The organism is Arthrobacter sp. NamB2, assembly GCF_005281365.1.
Classification (GTDB): Bacteria; Actinomycetota; Actinomycetes; order Actinomycetales; family Micrococcaceae; genus Arthrobacter_D.
Genome location: NZ_SZWI01000001.1, coordinates 150,019 through 167,756, shown reverse-complemented (window position 1 = coordinate 167,756; position 17,738 = coordinate 150,019). Strand labels below are relative to the sequence as shown.

Sequence of the window (17,738 nt, the reverse complement as noted above, 5' to 3'; positions counted from 1 at the left end):
GCAACAGCACGTGCGAGCTATACGTGCAGTCGGTATCCCCGCTTGACCACGGTCTCCACCAGGGCAGGATCGGGAAGGGACTTCCGCAACCGGTTGACGTTCATGTCGAGCGCGTGGCCCGCTCCGGTGTGTGCCAGGAGGTTCGTCAGTGCGTCGCGGCTGAGGACGGCCCCCCGCGCCGACAGCAGCGCCTTGAACAGCACCAGCTGCGCGGGCGCCAGGTCCACCTGGACCTCGTCCACCCGCACGGACCTGCCGCGCACCTCGACATAACCGGACCGTGTCCGGAGTTGCTCCACGTGGTGCTCCGCGAGGTGATCGCAGACGAGGCGGATCAGCGCTCCCATCCGGAAGCGCTCGGGCACGATCGGCTCGATGCCGGCATCGATCAGCGGTTGCGCGGTCACTGGGCCGACGGCGGCCGCAAGGACGCTCCGGCGGAACCGCTGGATGAGCTCGTCCTGCAGGCCCTGCTCCGCTGCGGTGCTGAACAGGGCATCGACCGCCGGGGCGCTCGTGAAGGTGACGCAATCGAGTTGGCCTCCGCACACCGCGTCGATGAGTCTGGGAAGGCGCTCGGAGCCCTCCGGCTTGATCCAGCGGTAGGGAGTGACGGTCAGGATGGTCGCGCCGGCTGCCCGCAGCCGCTCCAACTGGTGTGCGTCGGCGTAGGCGTGCAACTGGACCCCGATCGTGAGCCCCGAGAGGTCCTGCTCGAGCAACTGGTCCACGAGGGTCGCCGTCGTCTCATCGGAGCTGATGCCGACGTCGTCGAGTCCGGCAGCGCGCACGGCTCCCCTGGCCTTCGGGCCCCTCACATGGATACGCCCGTTACCGAGGACATCGAGGAGGTCGTCACCCAGCCCCGCCGCGTCCGCGGCCTCGAACCAGCGACGCATCCCGTACGCCGTCGTGATGAGGAAGAGATCCGGTCGGGCCGCAACCATCGCCGCCGTGTCGGCGAGCAGCTCGACGTCCTCGGCGATGGGCGCGATCTTCAGTGCCGGGGCATGGAACACCGAGGCGCCGCGCCGCTCGAGGGCGTCGATCAGGTCGCCCGCCCGCCGGTCGGAGGTGACCCCGATCCGGAAGCCTGCGAGCTGTCCTCCCGCCGTGTCCGGGCGGATCGTCTCGGTCATGACGCGAGCGATTCCGTCAGGCGTGCGAGCTGCGCCGCTCCACCGCTCAGCTCCAGACCCACCCGCACCACCTCGCCGATGACGAGGACGGCCGGGGACTGGCACCGGGCCGCGCCCGCCGCCGTCACGATCGTGGAGAGGGTCCCGGCCGTCGTCCGCTGGGACGTGCTGTAGCCACGCTCGACGACCGCGACCGGCATCTCCGGCCGCATCCCCGCGCGGGCGAGACCGGCGACGAGCTGCGGAAGCGTCGAAACGCCCATCAGGACGACGATCGTCCCGCCGAGGCCCGCGAGGTGGAGGTGTTCCTCCTCGGTGAGCGGTGCGTGCCCGGAGACGACGGTGAACATGGCACTGACGCCGCGGTGCGTCACCGGGATGCCGGCGGCGGCCGGTACGGAGATCGCGGAGCTGACCCCGGGCACCACCCGGCACGGCACCTGCGCCGCGAGGCACGCGGCGAGCTCCTCGCTACCGCGCCCGAAGACGAAGGGGTCGCCACCCTTGAAGCGCACCACATGTCGGCCTGCGAGCGCGTGGCTCACGAGGAGCTCGTTGATGCCCGCCTGCGGGACGCGGTGGTGACCGGGAAGCTTGCCGACGTCGACCAGTTCCGCCGCCGGGGCCAGCTGTGCCAGGGCGTCGGTCGGCGCGAGGCGGTCGTAGAGCACGACGTCGGCCTCCCGGAGGGCCGCCACCGCGTCGAGGGTCAGGAGTCCGAGGGCACCCGGTCCACCGCCGATCAGGGTGACCGCGCCGGTGTCCGTCGCTCCGGTCTCGCGGGTGAGCAGGATGCCGGAACGACGGCAGCGCTCCTGCAGGGCGTTGAAGGCCTGGTCTGCGCGTGCAGCCGTCGGGCGCTGGCCCGCCCTGCCCGACGGCGGGTCGACGACGACGGCCAGCACTGCGCCGTCCAGCACCGTCGCCGTGCAGGCAGCTGCGCTGGGGCGCAGGTCCACCTCGGCGCCGGCGGCCCGATAGCGGGCGACGATCCTCCGTGACGGTCTGGCGTCGCCGGCCACCACGACGCGGCGACCGGTCAGATCGATCTCCAGTTGCACGGTTCAGCCCTCCAGAGTTCCTGATGCGGCGCGGACGGGGATCGCCGCGCCGAGGTTCACGCGTCCGGCTCCGGCCTCGATCTCCTCAGGAGTGGCCGGCCGCTGCTGGCCACGCTCCTCGACCAGGACGATCGACTGGTCCGCGGCATCCGGGGCGTTGACGAACGACCTGAAGCGGCGGAGCCGGTCGGGGTCCTTGAGCGTTGCCGCCCATTCGTCCTCGTAGTGCTCGACGTGGCGCGCCATCGCTTCCTCGAGGTCCTCCGCGATGCCGAGGGAGTCGTTGATGACGACGTCGCGCACGTGGTCGAGGCCGCCGTCGAGATCATCCATCCAGCGTGCGGTCCGCTGCATGCGATCTGCGGTCCGGATGTAGTACATGAGGTAGCGGTCGATGTATCGGATGAGGGTCTCACCGTCGAGGTCCTGCGCGAGGAGTTGTGCGTGGGCGGGCTGGAATCCGCCGTTGCCGCCGACGTACAGGTTCCAGCCCTGGTCGGTGGCGATCACGCCGACGTCCTTGCTGCGCGCCTCGGCACATTCCCGCGCGCATCCCGACACACCCATCTTGAACTTGTGCGGCGCGCGTAGTCCCCGGTAGCGCAGCTCGAGATCGATCGCCATTGCCACAGAGTCCTGCACGCCGAACCGGCACCATGTGGAGCCGACGCAGGACTTCACGTTCCGCAGCGCCTTGCCGTAGGCCTGGCCCGATTCGAAGCCCGCCTCGACGAGGATCTTCCAGATCTCGGGGAGCTGCTCGAGCCGGGCGCCGAAGAGGTCGATCCGCAGGGCACCGGTCAGCTTCACGTACAGCCCGAACTGCTCCGCGACCTGGGCGATCACCGCGAGCTTCTGCGGCGTGATCTCTCCACCCGGGATGCGGGGCACCACCGAATAGGTGCCGTTGCGCTGCATGTTCGCGAGCGCGCGGTCATTGGTGTCCTGCAGCATGCCGCGGCCGCCGTCGAGCACGTACTCGCCCCGCTGGGTGGCAAGGATCGAGCCGATGGCCGGCTTGCAGATGTCGCAGCCGTGTCCGCCCTTCGCCTCCTCAGAAGCTCCGAAGCGCCGGAGGATGTCCTGGAAGGACGCAAGATCGAGGGCCTGGATCGCCTCGAAGAGCTCGGGGCGGGACATCGCGAAGTGTTCGCAGATGCCCTTGGAGACAGTGCGGCCGGCCTTCGTCAGCTCGGTGTCGAGAAGCTTCTTGAGCATCGGCACGCACGAGCCGCACTGCGTCCCGGCGCGGGAGCACGCCTTCAGCGTCGGCATGTCGAGGGCCGGCTCCACGGCCATCCCGTCCGCGCCCACCCCGTGCACCGCCGAGCGGCAGGCACCGGCCGTGACGTTGTTGCAGGAACAGAGGATGACGTCGTCGGGCAGTTCGGACGGCGGAGCCTCGCCGCCCCCGGCCGAGGAGAGGTAGGCACCCGGCTCGGCGGGGAGCTCGCGACCGAGCAGGGGCCTGAGCGAGGAGTAGGGAGCGGCATCGCCGACGAAGATGCCGCCCAGCAGTGTCTTGGCGTCGTCGGTCACCACCAGCTTCTGGTACAGCCCGCGTGCAGGGTCCGCATAGACGATCTCGAGGCTGCCCTCGGCCTCGGCGAGGGCGTCGCCGAAGCTCGCGACTTCGACGCCGGAGAGTTTGAGCTTGGTCGCGGTATCGAATCCGGGGAAGGTGGACAGCCCGCCGAGGATACCGTCCGCGCACACCTCGGCCATCGCGTTCGCTGGGGCCACGAGCCCCATGCTGATGCCCTCATAGCTCGCCACTTCGCCGATCGCCCAGACCCCCGGCATCGTGGTCTCGCAGCCAGCGCTGATGACCACGCCTCCGCGGGGGGCCACCTCGAGTCCGGCGTCCCGCGCGAGTTCGTCACGCGGCCGGATCCCGACGGCGAAGACCACGAGGTCCGCCGGCAGGAGGGCACCGTCGCTCAGGGCCACACCCGTCACGCGGCCGTTAGCCGTCTCGATGGAGGTAGGAGCGCCACCGCAGTGGATGCCCAGTCCTTTCGCCGCGATGAGGCGGCCGAGCGCCTGACCGCCTCCCTGGTCGAGCTGTGCGTTCATGAGCCAGCCGGCCCGGTTGACCACGGTCGACTCTGCACCGAGGTGCTGGAGCCCTCCCGCTGCCTCGAGGCCGAGCAGTCCGCCGCCGATGACGACGGCCCGCGGTGCCCTGCCGAGATCGGCGGCGAGACGGGCCGTCTCCGTCCGCAACCACTGGACGTCGTCGAGCGTGCGGTAGACCGCGGCGCGCTCACCACCCGGCAGTGGCAGCCGCACGGCGTCAGAGCCGGTGGCGAGGACGACGTCGTCGTAGGCGTACCTCTCCCCGGAGGCACCCAGGACGCATCGGGCGGCGAGATCCAGCCTCACTGCGCGCTCGCCTGTGACGAGCCGGATGGCGGGTTCCCGCCACATGAGCTGCTCACCGAGACTGAGGTCGACGTCGCCGGCCAGCGCGCTGCTCAGGGCCACGCGGTCGTAGGGCGCGTAGGACTCCTCCGTCAGCACGGTGATGTGGAGGCCGTCCGTGCCACGTCGCCAGAGGGCTTCGACGAACCGATGTGCCGCCGGCCCACCGCCGACGACGACGATGCGGCGTCCGCCGGACGTGGCGTCGCCCTGGGCGGGCCGGGTTGGTCTGGTCTCGCTCATGTGGTGCCTTCCCTCCGGACCCGGGGCGGTCCCGTTGCTGGTACCACAGTACGAAGGCGCAATTTCTCCTGTGTGTCATGGATGTATCGCAAAGTTAACTTCGGGCTCACACCGCCTGGCCGGGTGCGTGAGGGGTAAGTTACCGGGGCGCAACAGCGCCGGGACGTGGGCGACACGAGGGCTGGCTAGCGTGGTGCGGGAAGCACCAGCCACCGAGGAGACCGCCATGACCGAGCTCATCCTGCAGCGTCCCGCCACCACTCGCGCCCTGTGGGTCGGTGTCTGTAGCCTCGACGACCTCGAGGAATGCTGGGGCGAGGCAGCGCTGGTGGGCCACGAGCAGATCGCACTGTTCCGGTTGCCGGAGCGCCGCGTCTACGCCGTCGGCAACATCGATCCGCGGACGGGTGCTGCCGTCATGGCCCGCGGCATCGTAGGGTCCCGTGGTGCATCACCGACGATCGCCTCCCCTCTCCACAAGGAGGTATACGACCTCTCGACCGGTGAGTGCCTGTCCGGCGGCGAGGGACTGCGGGCCTACCCGGTGCGGTGCATCGAGGGGATCATCGAGGTCGATGTTGCCGCCTGAGCGCTCGCGGATGCTTCAATGGCAGGCATGACCGTCGAGAACCCCGACCGTGGTGGCGCCCCCGTCCTCATCGCCTGCGCGCACGGCACGGACAACCTGCAGGGACGTCGCGAGATCGACGCCGTACGCGCCGGCATCGCCGCCCTGCGCCCGCACCTCGAGGTCCTCGAGGCCTATGTCGATGTGCAGGACCCCGATCTGGTGGACGTCGTCGCGTCCCTCCCCCCAGGGCGCCCGGCGGTGATCGTGCCGCTGCTGCTGTCGGTGGGCTACCACGTGAAGGTGGACATCGCGCGGGCAGCTGCGAGCAGGCCGCAAACGGTCGCCGCGCTACCGCTGGGCCCCGATCCGCGCCTCGCGCACGTTCTGCAGCGCCGTCTCGCGGAGGTCGGGGTGGACGACGGTGATGCCGTGGTCCTGGCGGCCGCGGGGTCCTCGGATGCCTGCGCCGCGGAGGACGTCGCCGAGATCCGGGCCGTCCTCGCCGAACTCAGGACAGGTCCGGTCCGGCGCGGTTTCGGGTCGAAGGCGACTCCGTCGGTGCCCGACGCCGTCACCGACGTCCGCGGTACCGCGGGTTTTCGGGTGGCGCTGGCCTCCTACCTGCTTGCTCCCGGGTACTTCCACGACCAACTGGCAAAGGCCGGTGCCGATGCGGTCAGCGCACCCCTGCTGCCGAGTCCTGTCGTCGCGGAGATCGCCCTCGCCCGGTACGACGACGCGGCCGTCCACCTGGCCGACGGCCCTCGGCGGGAAGGCGCTCCGTGTCCGCGGCCGTGCAGCGCCCTCGTGTCGATGTGCGTCCGGAGTGGCTCGGTCCAACCCGCCTGATGCTTCCCGGGCCGCGGCTCCGACCCGCTGGGCGTGGCTATGCGACCGGTTCCAGGGAGAGACGCTCCTGCACGGTCGCGGCGAGTTCCTCTGCGATGCGCTGTGCGGTTCCGGTATCTGCCGCCTCGACCATCACGCGAACGACGGGCTCGGTGCCGGAGGGTCGCAGGAGCACCCTGCCCGTCTCCCCGAGCATTGCCTCTGCCGCGCGGACAGCCGCCTGGAGCCCCTCGTCCGAGTTGGCAGCCGCGCGGTCCACGCCCTCGACGTTGATGAGGACCTGCGGGAGCTTCGTCATGACTGCGGCGAGTTCCTTGAGGCTCTTGCCGGTCTCGGCCATGCGCGCAGCGAGCTGGAGGCCTGTGAGGACGCCGTCGCCGGTGGTGGCGTACTCGGCGAAGATGACGTGGCCGGACTGCTCGCCGCCGAGGCTGTACCCGCCGTCGCGCATGCCCTCGAGGACGTAACGGTCCCCGACACCGGTCTCCTTGATGGTGATGCCCGATTCCCGCAGCGCGATCTTCAGCCCGAGGTTGCTCATCACCGTCGCCACGAGGGTGTCCTCCTTGAGCTTGCCGGCGTCCTTCATGGCCAGTGCCATGACGGCCATGATCTGATCGCCGTCGACCACGGTGCCTTCGTGGTCCACAGCAAGGCAGCGATCGGCGTCGCCGTCGTGCGCTACCCCGATGTCGGCGCCATGCTCGAGGACGGCCGCCTGCAGCTTCTCGAGGTGGGTCGAGCCGTACCCGTCGTTGATGTTCACGCCGTCCGGATCCGCGCCGATCACGACGATGTCCGCGCCGGCGTTGCGGAACACCTCGGGTGAGCAGCCGCTCGCTGCGCCGTGGGCGCAGTCGAGCACGACCTTCAGGCCGTCGAGGCGGTGAGGGAGCGTCTGGAGCAGATGGACGACATAGCGGTCCTCCGCGTCGGCGAAACGCTGGATCCGCCCCACGTCTCCCGCTACGGGCCGCAGCCTCGCGTTGGCCATCTCGTCCTCGATGGCGTCCTCGAGGGCATCACTGAGCTTCTTGCCGCCGCGGGCGAGGAACTTGATCCCGTTGTCAGGAGCAGGATTGTGCGAAGCGGAGATCATGACGCCGAAGTCCGCGTCGAGATCGGCGACGAGGAACGCCGCGGCCGGGGTCGGGAGCACCCCTGCGTCGTAGACGTCGACGCCGGAACTGGCGAGGCCTGCCTCCACGGCTGCGGCGATGAATTCCCCGCTGATGCGGGGATCACGGGCGATCACCGCGGTGGGCCGCCGCCCGCCGTCCACGGCGTTGTGCCCGAGCACGACGGCGGCAGCCTGGGCCAGCTGCAGGGAGAGTTCCGCCGTGATCAGGCCATTGGCCAGGCCGCGTACGCCGTCGGTGCCGAATAACTTGCTCATCGTTGATCATCCTAGGTGAAGAACATGAGACCGCAGAGGTGGGTCTCCAACAGGTTAAAGCACGAATGCCCGCCCGGAACCCGGACGGGCATTCGACGCGTGTCCTGCCCCGGAGGGATCTGGACTCGACTCCGCACTCAGCGAGCGTGGAGCCAAGCGCCAAATCCTGCCGAGGGGACCCACCGGACATCGCTTCAGCGATGTCCGGTGGGGTAGGCAGGATTTAGCGCTTGGAGTACTGAGGCGCCTTGCGTGCCTTCTTGAGACCAGCCTTCTTACGCTCGATGACGCGGGCGTCACGAGTCAGGAAGCCTGCCTTCTTGAGGGCGGGGCGGTTGTTCTCGCGGTCGATCTCGTTGAGCGTGCGAGCGACACCGAGGCGGAGTGCTCCGGCCTGGCCGGAAGGTCCTCCACCGTGGATGCGGGCGATGACGTCGTACGCGCCGTCGAGCTCGAGGAGCTTGAACGGGTCGTTGACTTCCTGCTGGTGCAGCTTGTTCGGGAAGTAGTCGGCCAGCTCGCGGCCGTTGACGATCCACTTGCCGGTGCCGGGGACGAGGCGAACTCGAGCCACGGCTTCCTTGCGGCGTCCGACTGCTCCGCCACCGACAGTCAGCGCGGGGCGCTCCTTCGTGGTGGCCTCGCTGGCCTCGGTGGACTCTGAGGTGTAGCTCGTGAGCTCCTCAGTGGGTTCATTCAGCTCTTCAGTGTTCTGAGCCACGGTTCTCCTTGAAGTGATTTCTTAGTGTTGGTGGCCAGGACTACTGGGCGACCTGGGTGATTTCGAACGTCTTGGGCTGCTGCGCGGCGTGGGGGTGCTCCGCGCCGCGGTAGACCTTCAGCTTGCCGATCTGCTGTGCTGCCAGCGAGTTCTTGGGAAGCATGCCGCGGATAGCCTTCTCGACTGCGCGCTCCGGGTTCTTCTCTAGGAGTTCGGCGTAGTTCGTGGACTTCAAGCCGCCCGGGAAACCCGAGTGGCGGTAGGCACGCTTCTGCTCGAGCTTGGCGCCGGTGAGGGCGACCTTGTCAGCGTTGATGATGACAACGAAGTCGCCCATGTCCATGTGGGGAGCGAAAGTCGGCTTGTGCTTTCCGCGCAACAGGATTGCGGTCTGGCTGGCAAGACGGCCGAGGACAACATCGGTTGCATCAATGACGTGCCACTGGCGGGTGATGTCGCCTGGCTTCGGGGTGTACGTACGCACGGTTATGGCCTTCGTTTCTATTTCGGTGTCGCCCACCTCCGCGGAAACCTCCGCGCCTGTGGGCTCAGCTTATTCATGCGTTACCGGAACTTCAGGTGAGGGCTGAAATACGACCAGTTATCCCGTAATCTCGGCTCCGCCCCCGGGCCAGGTGGTTCTGCAACTAAACCGCTCCGTGGGGCACAGACGTATCGAGCTGGGATACGCACAACGACTACCAAGATTAGCCTGCTGGTGCGCCTCAGGTCAAAATGGGCCGGAAGGCGTCGATCCGCTGGATAGGATGGCCGGAAATGCCGCCTGGGGGAAGGTCCGGACGTGGGTTCGCGGAAGCACGACGCACCACCGATTCCGGCCTCCGCCAGAGCCTGGCTAACTGCGGCGCTCACCCTCGTCGTCGTCCTGGTTCTCCTCTTCTACCCCCGCGTGGCGTCGGACGGGGCTCTGCGATCCTCTGCACGTGCCGACGCTGCGTCCTTCGAGGTCTCCACGCAGGTGCGGTCCGACGCCGACCAGCGGTTGCTGGCCGGGCCGTCCGTCGCGGCTCTGGCCCCGGCGCTGGACCGGCGCGAGTGGTCCGCAAGCACGCCGGCCGACGTGATCGCCTCCGCGGGGACGGCCGTCAACCTCCCCGCAGGACTCACCGTGACCGCTGTGGCATGGGAGCCCCGCGATGACGTCCCGCAGGGCCCTACCGACGGCGTCCTGCCTGCGTCGATCACCGAGGCCGACGCCGCCGCCCTGAGCCTGAGCCCCGGGGACACGTTCGCCGTCGGAGGGATGGCGGGAACTGTCCGCCTCAGCGTCGCGTCGGTGGTCACGGAGGGCAGGGACGCAGCCCTCCTGACCGCTGCGGCACCGGCCGACCGCGGCGTCGGGCTCGCCGTCGCGGTTGCGCCGTCGGACCTTGCACTGTTCTCCGCATCGGACGTCGTGGGTTGGCAGTTCTTCCTGCCCTCCGACGCGTCGGCCGCGCTCAGCCTCGATGCAGCGGATCGTCTCGCTGCGCTTCCTGCCGCAATCACCGATGCCGGCGCGGCGCCAGGTGGTGTGACGGCGTCCGGTGACCTGCCGGCCATCCTCGCCGAGGCATCGACGTCGTACCGGGCGCTCCTGAACCTCGTCCTCAACGGCGTGCTATTGGTTGCGCTCGTCGGCACTGCCGCCACGGTGCAGGTCCATCGGCGAATGGCAGCGGACGGACCTGCCCTTCCGATCGGCCGCACCCTTCCCGTGGCCGCCGTGGCCATCGCTACCGTCGCGATGGTGCTTCCACGTTTCCTGCCGACCTCCGGCGCCGTACCGCCGCTGTCGGTGGCGCCTTCCGTGATCGTCGTCCTGGCCGCAGTGCTCCTCGCGCTCGTCCTTCCGCGCTGCGTGCTTGCCCTCGGGTCACTCCGCGCGGTGCGTCTGCGGCGTTCGCTGCTCCTTGCCACTCGGCGCGTGGGTCGTCGCCCCCTGCCCTGGTACCCGGTCGCCTTCGCCGTGGCAGTAGCCGTCAGCGCGGGGCTCGCGGGGGCCACCGTGCTGGGCAGCGCACAGGCCTCGGGCCGGGCAGCGGCGGAGCTGCAGAACGGAGGCGACGTCCGGGCGGTGTTTCCGTCTGCCTCGGGCTCACGGATCGCTGTTCTGTCCGACGGAGCCGTCCCTGCGGACGGTGCTGTGGTTTCCCGCGTGCTGAGGATGCCGACCGATGCCGATGGAGAGGCTGCTGAACTGGTCGCCGTCGAAGCAGCAACGCTGCCCGGACTGCTCACTGCACAGGACGTCGTCGATGCCGACCGTCTGAGCGATGCCCTGCAGTCATCCGTCGACGTTCCGGAACCGGCGCTCGACCTGCGACCCACGGCCCGGCAGGTACGCCTGCAGGTGAGGACCTCTCCCCGCGACGCCGGCGGCTCGGCCAGTACTGCTGTCCTGCGAGCGCAGGTCGATGCGTGGCTCGCGCGCGAGGACGGCACGCTCAGCCGGGTGGCTGCGGGCACGCTCACCATCACGCCGAACGAGGCTCAGCAGCATTCCCTGTCCTTCTCCATCCCGGACGATCGCGCACCCGAAGAAATCGCCGCGCTCGACTTCTCCATCGCGGCGGGACCGGAATCCGGGGTCAGCCCTGACGGTTTCTCCCTCTCGCTCATCAGCTCTTCCTCGGACACCGGTATCGGCACGGGCGAGAGCCGTTTCGCGGCGGAGTCGAAGCTCCGTGTCGTAGCGTCGCTCCCCGCTTCGGCGGAGGCGGGCGTGACAGACGCCGACGACGGGCCGGGGTTCAGCCTGTCCGTGGTTCCGGCCGAGCCCCTGACGGTGCGGCTGGCCGTCTCCGCGCCGGACGCGCGGCTCCCGCTGGCAGTCTCCCCATCGGTGGGCCTGGCCGAGGGGGATGCCGTCGACCTGCTCGTCGACGACGCCGTCCTGCCCGGCGTCGTCGCCGAGGTGACGGAGGTACCGGGAGTTGCCGGCGGGAGCGGCATCGTCGCGGATCTCCGATCGGTGTCCCGGGCGCTGTTGACGACGGCGGCGGGGCCCCCCGAGCCGGTGGAGGCGTGGACATCGGGGCCGGACCGGGAGTCACTTCTCTCGGCCCTCCGGGAGGCTGCGCCTGAGGGGACACGCATCACGACGCCGGTGGTCGATCCGCTGGGCGCTTCCCTCGTGCTGCCCGTGGCGCTGGTCGTGCCGGCGTGCTTCATCGGGGCGCTGGGAATGATGGCCGGGACCCGCCGCGCACGCTCGGCCGCACGGGCACACGACGCGGAGGTGCTCGCCGCCCTCGGCGTGTCCCGGCCCATCGCGTCGGGCGCCCAGCACCGGAACGGGAAGGCCACGGCCAGGACCGTGCTCGCGGTCAAGAGGCTGCCACTCCCGGGTGACGCATCCCTCGACGTCTCCGTCAGATCGGGAGAGACGGTGGGCGTCATCGGTTCCAGAGCACAGCTCGACGCCGTTGCCCGCGCGGTGACAGGCGTGGCCGCCGTGGACACCGGTTCCGTGGCCGTCCTCGGGCGCTCCTTCTCCTCGATGCGCGCAGAGGACCGCCGAACCATCCGCTCGGCGTCCATCGGTAGTGCTGCGGCGCAGTGGCCGTTGCTCGCCTGGCTGACGATCGAGGAGAACATCGAGATGGCGGTATCCCCCGATCGCATCGGACAGGACAGCGAGGAAGCCCTTCGTGCCTTCGACCTAGCATCGTCCCGCCACGTGCTGCCATCGGACCTGCCCAGCTCGCTGCATGCCGAGCGCGTGCGGCTGGCGCGAGCCGCTGCGAACAGACCGCCCGTCCTTGTCTGGCAGCCCGAGCCCGGGCTACCACCCGAGTCGGTCGCGGGACTTTTGGGCACCGTTCGCTCCTTCCTGGGATCGGAGGCCGCGGTGCTCATCCTGGTCGACGACGCCATGGATGCAGCGGCGGCTGACCGCATCGTCGACCTGTCCTCCCCCAGTTCCCCTGCAACAGCACCCCGTCCTGCCGGGCGGCTTCCTACCGCAACGACACACGACGTCATCGAGGTGCCGCAGGAGTACAGGAAAGGTCAGCGGACGCTGGGCGAGCACTAGGTAGAGGCAGGGCAAGCGCAGGTTCTGCGCACTGCTCGTGCAGGATTGCGAGCATTCACTCAGGATCAGGGCAGTTCGGGATTCCTCGGCGATCCCGTTGCTACTTTTCTGGCAGTGCTGGCGCTGGGTCAGCCGCTCGGAAGCCCCTTCAGGAGTCCCACATGTTCCTCGTTTCGAACACCCGCATGAACGTCCTCCCCCGCCTGGTCCGTAAGGAAGACGGCGCCACCGCTGTCGAGTACGGCATCATGGTCGCCCTCATCGCCGTCGTCATCATCGCCGCTGTCACCCTGCTCGGTGGCGGCCTCAAGACCTCTTTTGAAAAGACTTCCTGCGCGGTCAAGGGTGGCACCTACACCGCCTACACCGGCACGAGCACTACAGGTGGCTGCTCGGTCTAGTCCTACGGACGGCGCCCGATTGCTATGGCTATTGCGGCCGGGCGCCCACAACCGATCGAAGGGACCGGATATGCGTCGTGAGCAGGGCGCCGTCGCCGTCGAGATGGCGCTCCTCCTGCCCGTCCTCATCCTTCTCCTCCTGGGCATCATGGAGTTCGGGCGTGCGTTCGATGCGCAGGTCACCCTGACCAATGCGGCGAGGGAGGGCGTCCGCGTGATGGCCATCTCCAAGGACGCAGCCACTGCCCGGTCCTCGACCGTGACCGCCGCGGGGACCCTCCGGCCTCAACTGACCGACGCGAACATCGCCATCTCGGTCCCCGGAGCCACGACAGCGAACCCGTGCCCTGCCGGCGGCACCGCCACCGTGACCATCACCTACACGCTGAGCACTCTGACGAAGATCGCCGGGCCGTTCTCGATGACGGGGAAGGGAGTCATGCTGTGCGGAGGGTGAGGCAGGGCGCGATCGTGCGTCGCCCGGATCACGAGCAGGGCGCTGTCAGCGTCCTCGTCGCACTCCTGATGGTCGTCCTCCTAGGTTTTGCAGCCCTGGCCGTCGACGTCGGGCTCCTCTACTCGGAGAAGGCGCAACTGCAGAACGGTGCCGACGCCGGAGCGTTGGCCATCGCACAGAAGTGCGCCACGGACCTCAACCACTCGGAGTGCGCCACCACCTCTCCCCTCGCCCGAAGCCTCGCCAACAGCAATGCGCTCGACGCTCGTAGCAACGTGGCGGACATCGTTGTGGACAAGACCGCCCGCAAGGTGACGGTCACGACCGGCGCCATGGAGCAGGGTGGCACGCCGAACCGGGTCTCCCTCATCTTCGCCAATGCCCTGGGTATCAGTTCCAGCGAAGTGACGGCTACCTCGAGCGCCGTCTGGGGTAGTCCCACCAAGGGCATCGCTCCCTTTCCGCTGACCTTCTCCATCTGCCAGGTCCAGGGTCAGGTCGGTGGCTCGCTCCAACTGCTGCAGTCCCACGGAAGCGGGGCCAACCCGAGTTGCAACTACGGTCCGTCGGGAGCCACCGTTCCCGGCGGCTTCGGCTGGCTCGTACAGCAGTCCGGGCAGTGCGGCGCCTTCGTCGACATCGCCGTCCAGCTGGGCGGCAGCGACACGGGAAACAGTGGTCCAAGCCATTGCGACGCAATCCTCAACCAGTGGGGCGCGGACCTCGCGGCCGGCAAACCCGTCACCGTCCTGCTTCCCGTGTTCGACCAGGTGGCCGGCACGGGCAGCGGCGCCCAGTACCACCTCGTGTATTTCGCGGCCTACGACCTCAAGGGCTGGGCATTCTCCGGCAACAACAGCCTGCCGATGACGTACAACCCGACAGTGACGCAGGGCGGCGTCACCAGAAGCTGCACCGGAAATTGCCGAGGCATCATCGGCACGTTCATCGAGTACGTCTCCCTCGCCGACGGATACACGCTCGGTCCTGTCACCAGCGGCGGCGTGACCGTCGTCCGCCCCTCCCTCTGAAAGTCCCCACCATGAAATCCCGTCTCCTAGCCGGCGTCGCCGCTGTCGTCCTCGCGCTCGTCGGAGCCATGATGCTGTTCGGCTACGCGCAGGGCGCCGAAGCCCGAGCTGTCGAGGGCCTGAATCCTGTCGACGTGCTGGTCGTCGCGACGGCGGTCCCGGCGGGAACTACCGCGGAAGAGCTCATGCCCTTCCTCACCACGCAGTCGCTGCCCGCCACCGCCGTCAGCCCGAGTACCCTCAAGGACCTCGAAGCGTCCAAGGGCAAGGTCACCGCCGTCGACCTGATGCCCGGCGAGCAGGTGCTCGCCGAACGCCTCGTCGATCCGAAGGACGCAGCGACGGCCGCGAGCGTCGACGTGCCGGAGGGTCTGCAGGAGGTCTCGTTCACGATCGAGCCGGACCGCGCGGTCGGAGGCAGGCTCGCCCCGGGCGACACCGTCGGCATCTTCATCGGGCTGGGGTCGGGCGGGCTCGAGGACGAGCCCGACGTCCCCACCACGAAGCTCGCCCTCCACAGGATCCTCGTGACGTCCGTGCAGCGCGCACCCGCCGCGGTCGCCGTCGACCCGGCGGCGACCCCCGAGGAACAGGCCCGCGCCGAAGCGGAAGCGCTGCCGTCCGGCTCCCTCATGCTGACCGTCGCGGTGGACACCGCGCAGGCCACGAAGATCGTCCACGCGAACCAGAACGCCTCCCTGTGGCTGAGCAAGGAGACGGCAGCCACCGTCGAGGGTGACTCTCCGATCATCCAGAACAAGGAACTGTACCGATGAGCAGATTCGTCCTGATCACGCCGAGTTCGGAGTTCGAGCAGAAGGTCCGCCTGGCCGTGGCGGGCGGATTGCAGGGCCATGTGAAGAGCCTCCCGGCGAGCATCCTCACCGGGGACATGGACGCCCTTCTGGAGCAGCTGGCTTTGGAACGGCCGGAGGTCCTCCTCTTCGGACCCGGCATCCCCGTCGAGGACGCCCTGCGGCTGGCCGTCGTCGTCGACGTGAAGTTCCCCGAGGTCAGCGTAGTGCTCGTCCATGACGACCACCCCGAGATAGCCCTGCAGGCCATGCGTTCCGGAGTGCGGGACATCCTCTCACCACTGGCCGACGTCCCCAGCATCCGGGCACAGCTCGAGCGGGCGTGCCAGGCGTCCGCGTCCCGGCAACGCACCGCAGAGCAACACCCCGGCCAGAAGCAGAGCGGGCTCGTCATCGGCGTCTTCTCCCCCAAGGGTGGGGTCGGCAAGACCACCATCGCCACCAACCTCGCCGTCGGGCTCGGGAAGATCGCGCCCATGAGCGTCGTCATCGTCGACCTCGACCTCCAGTTCGGCGACGTCGCCACCGGCCTGTACCTGAACCCCGAGTACTCGGTGCTCGACGCCGTGTCCGGCGCCGCCACACAGGATTCCATGGTGCTGAAGGCCTTCCTGACGGCCCACCCGTCCGGTGTCTACGCGCTGTGCGGGCCCCGCAATCCGGCCGATGCGGATCGCGTCACCTCCGAACAGATCACGCGCCTCCTCCAGCAGCTCGCCCTCGAGTTCCGCTACGTCGTCGTCGACACGGGCCCCGGGTTGACCGAACCCAGCCTCGCCGCCATGGAGCAGTGCACGGACGCCGTGTGGGTCACCGGCATGGACGTGCCCAGCGTGCGCGGCCTCCGGACCGGGCTCGACGTGCTGCACCAGCTCAACCTCCTGCCCGAGACCCGACACGTCGTCCTGAACTTCGCGGACACCAGGACGGGACTCTCCGTGCAGGACATCGAGGCGACCCTCGGCGCGCCCGTGAACGTCTCCATCCCGCGCTCGCGCGCACTCACCCTCGCCACCAACCGGGGCGTTCCCCTGCTACAGGACAAGGTCCGCGACCCCGCGACCAAGAGCCTTACGGAGCTCGTCCAGCGGTTCGACCACGCATGGCGTGCGGCATCCCAACGCAAGCTCCACCGGCGCGTGGTGGTCCGGTGAAGCTCTCCGCCCGCATCGAGGCCGCGGGGCTCGCCGCCGCGCCCGTCGCCGTCGAGCCCGAAGCCGTCGTCGCACCCCAGGAACCGAAGGCGCCCACCCTCGCCCCCGCCGCCGCCGTCCGGCACCCGGCGGACAGGCCGGGATCGGCGAAGGTGGATGTCTTCGCCGGCCTCAAGCAGCGCGCGGCATCCGCGCTCTTCGAGCGGATGGGCACGCGCGCCGGCGACACCTCTATCACGGAGGAGGACCTGAAGGGCATCGCCCGCGAGGAACTGAGCCTCATCATCGACTCCGAACAGGTGCCGCTCAGTCCGGACGAACGGCGCCGCCTCATCCAGGACGTGGCGGACGACGTCCTCGGCTTCGGCCCGCTCCAGCGTCTCCTCGACGATCCGACGGTCACCGAGATCATGGTCAACCGGATGGACCAGATCTACGTGGAGCAGAAAGGCCGCCTGACCCTCAGCGACTCCCGATTCAGCTCGGAGGAACACCTGCGCCGCGTCATCGAGCGCATCGTGTCGAAGGTCGGTCGGCGCATCGACGAGTCCTCGCCCTTCGTGGACGCACGGCTGGAGGACGGGTCCCGTGTCAACGCCGTCATCCCCCCGCTGGCGGTCAACGGTTCGTCGCTGACCATCCGGAAGTTCAGCAAGGTGCCCCTGACGGTGCAGAACCTCATCGACTTCGGCACGTTGACCCCGGAGATGGCGGAACTGCTCGACGCCTGCGTGAAGGCGAAGCTCAACATCATCGTCTCCGGTGGTACGGGTACCGGAAAGACGACACTCCTCAACGTGCTCTCCTCCTTCCTCCCGGACGACGAACGCATCGTCACCATCGAGGACGCCGTCGAACTCCAGATCCAGCAGCAGCACGTGGTGCGGCTGGAGAGCCGTCCGCCCAACACGGAGGGCAAGGGAGCGGTGTCCATCCGCGATCTCGTGCGCAACTCCCTCCGCATGCGGCCCGACCGCATCGTCATCGGCGAGGTGCGCGGCGGTGAATCCCTGGACATGCTGCAGGCCATGAACACGGGCCACGACGGCTCACTCTCCACCGTGCACGCGAACTCGCCGCGGGACGCCGTCGCCCGTCTGGAGACACTGGTCCTCATGGCCGGCATGGATCTACCCCTGCGCGCCATCCGCGAGCAACTGGCCTCCGCCGTCAACCTCGTGGTCCAGATCTCGCGCCTCCGCGACGGAAGCCGCCGCATCACGCACGTCACGGAGGTGCAGGGCATGGAGGGCGACGTCGTCACCCTCCAGGACGCCTTCGTCTTCGACTACTCGGCCGGGGTGGACCAGAAGGGCCGGTTCCTCGGGAAGCCTGTACCCACCGGCATCCGCCCGCGGTTCATGGAGCGCTTCGAGGACATGGGCATCACGGTGTCCCCGGCGGTCTTCGGAGCCATGCCGGTGCGCGGACGATAGC

Annotated in this window: 15 protein-coding genes; 9 read left to right on the top strand and 6 right to left on the bottom strand. The window is 69.0% G+C overall.

Annotated features, from left to right (window positions below):
* Positions 1 to 17 precede the first annotated feature (17 nt).
* Genes FDK12_RS00830 through nirB form a run of 3 tightly spaced genes read right to left on the bottom strand, consistent with a single transcriptional unit; the run spans position 18 to position 4,867 of the window.
* Positions 18 to 1,139 (bottom strand): uroporphyrinogen-III synthase, encoded by a 1,122-nt coding sequence (locus tag FDK12_RS00830; protein WP_104117251.1) that lies wholly within the window; start codon positions 1,137 to 1,139, stop codon positions 18 to 20.
* Complete coding sequence (cobA, locus tag FDK12_RS00825; protein ID WP_137367798.1) at positions 1,136 to 2,200, bottom strand: uroporphyrinogen-III C-methyltransferase; 1,065 nt, start codon at positions 2,198 to 2,200, stop codon at positions 1,136 to 1,138. The genes FDK12_RS00830 and cobA overlap by 4 nt, the downstream gene beginning before the upstream one ends.
* 3 nt (positions 2,201 to 2,203) lie before the next feature.
* On the bottom strand, positions 2,204 to 4,867 hold the full coding sequence (gene nirB, locus FDK12_RS00820) for a nitrite reductase large subunit NirB (protein ID WP_137367797.1): 2,664 nt from the start codon (positions 4,865 to 4,867) through the stop codon (positions 2,204 to 2,206).
* A gap of 226 nt (positions 4,868 to 5,093) precedes the next feature.
* Here nirB and nirD point away from each other — a divergent pair, with 226 nt between their 5' ends.
* Together nirD and FDK12_RS00810 are read left to right on the top strand one after the other, a co-directional pair.
* Positions 5,094 to 5,456 carry a nitrite reductase small subunit NirD gene (gene nirD / locus FDK12_RS00815; protein WP_137367796.1) on the top strand — a complete coding sequence of 121 codons (363 nt, stop codon included), beginning with the start codon at positions 5,094 to 5,096 and terminating at the stop codon, positions 5,454 to 5,456.
* 18 nt (positions 5,457 to 5,474) lie between these two features.
* Positions 5,475 to 6,287, top strand: coding sequence for a sirohydrochlorin chelatase (locus FDK12_RS00810; protein ID WP_137367795.1), 813 nt, complete (start codon positions 5,475 to 5,477; stop codon positions 6,285 to 6,287).
* 37 nt (positions 6,288 to 6,324) lie between these two features.
* Here the strand turns inward: FDK12_RS00810 and glmM are convergent, their stop codons facing one another.
* From glmM to rplM, 3 genes are all read right to left on the bottom strand, one after another.
* On the bottom strand, positions 6,325 to 7,683 hold the full coding sequence (glmM, locus tag FDK12_RS00805; RefSeq protein WP_137367794.1) for a phosphoglucosamine mutase: 1,359 nt from the start codon (positions 7,681 to 7,683) through the stop codon (positions 6,325 to 6,327).
* 223 nt (positions 7,684 to 7,906) lie between these two features.
* Positions 7,907 to 8,404 carry a 30S ribosomal protein S9 gene (gene rpsI / locus FDK12_RS00800; RefSeq protein ID WP_137367793.1) on the bottom strand — a complete coding sequence of 166 codons (498 nt, stop codon included), beginning with the start codon at positions 8,402 to 8,404 and terminating at the stop codon, positions 7,907 to 7,909.
* Positions 8,405 to 8,444: 40 nt separating this feature from the next.
* Positions 8,445 to 8,888, bottom strand: a complete 444-nt coding sequence (gene rplM / locus FDK12_RS00795) for a 50S ribosomal protein L13 (protein ID WP_104117259.1) — start codon at positions 8,886 to 8,888, stop codon at positions 8,445 to 8,447.
* A 318-nt stretch (positions 8,889 to 9,206) separates the two neighbouring features.
* Here rplM and FDK12_RS00790 point away from each other — a divergent pair, with 318 nt between their 5' ends.
* The 7 genes from FDK12_RS00790 (at position 9,207) to FDK12_RS00760 (ending at position 17,737) form a co-directional block, all read left to right on the top strand.
* Complete coding sequence (locus FDK12_RS00790) at positions 9,207 to 12,443, top strand: hypothetical protein (protein ID WP_137367792.1); 3,237 nt, start codon at positions 9,207 to 9,209, stop codon at positions 12,441 to 12,443.
* Between the two features lie 161 nt (positions 12,444 to 12,604).
* Positions 12,605 to 12,844, top strand: a complete 240-nt coding sequence (locus tag FDK12_RS00785; RefSeq protein ID WP_223263002.1) for a Flp family type IVb pilin — start codon at positions 12,605 to 12,607, stop codon at positions 12,842 to 12,844.
* A gap of 70 nt (positions 12,845 to 12,914) precedes the next feature.
* Entirely contained in the window at positions 12,915 to 13,301 is a 387-nt protein-coding gene (locus FDK12_RS00780) for a TadE/TadG family type IV pilus assembly protein (RefSeq protein ID WP_137367791.1), read from the top strand.
* Positions 13,289 to 14,332 carry a pilus assembly protein TadG-related protein gene (locus FDK12_RS00775; RefSeq protein WP_137367790.1) on the top strand — a complete coding sequence of 348 codons (1,044 nt, stop codon included), beginning with the start codon at positions 13,289 to 13,291 and terminating at the stop codon, positions 14,330 to 14,332. The genes FDK12_RS00780 and FDK12_RS00775 overlap by 13 nt, the downstream gene beginning before the upstream one ends.
* Before the next feature lie 11 nt (positions 14,333 to 14,343).
* On the top strand, positions 14,344 to 15,108 hold the full coding sequence (gene cpaB, locus FDK12_RS00770; RefSeq protein ID WP_137367789.1) for a Flp pilus assembly protein CpaB: 765 nt from the start codon (positions 14,344 to 14,346) through the stop codon (positions 15,106 to 15,108).
* Positions 15,105 to 16,301: a CpaE family protein gene (locus FDK12_RS00765; protein ID WP_137367788.1), complete on the top strand. Its 1,197-nt coding sequence runs from the start codon at positions 15,105 to 15,107 to the stop codon at positions 16,299 to 16,301. The genes cpaB and FDK12_RS00765 overlap by 4 nt, the downstream gene beginning before the upstream one ends.
* Positions 16,298 to 17,737 carry a CpaF family protein gene (locus FDK12_RS00760; protein WP_137367787.1) on the top strand — a complete coding sequence of 480 codons (1,440 nt, stop codon included), beginning with the start codon at positions 16,298 to 16,300 and terminating at the stop codon, positions 17,735 to 17,737. Before FDK12_RS00765 ends, FDK12_RS00760 begins: the two co-directional genes overlap by 4 nt.
* Position 17,738 lies beyond the last annotated feature (1 nt).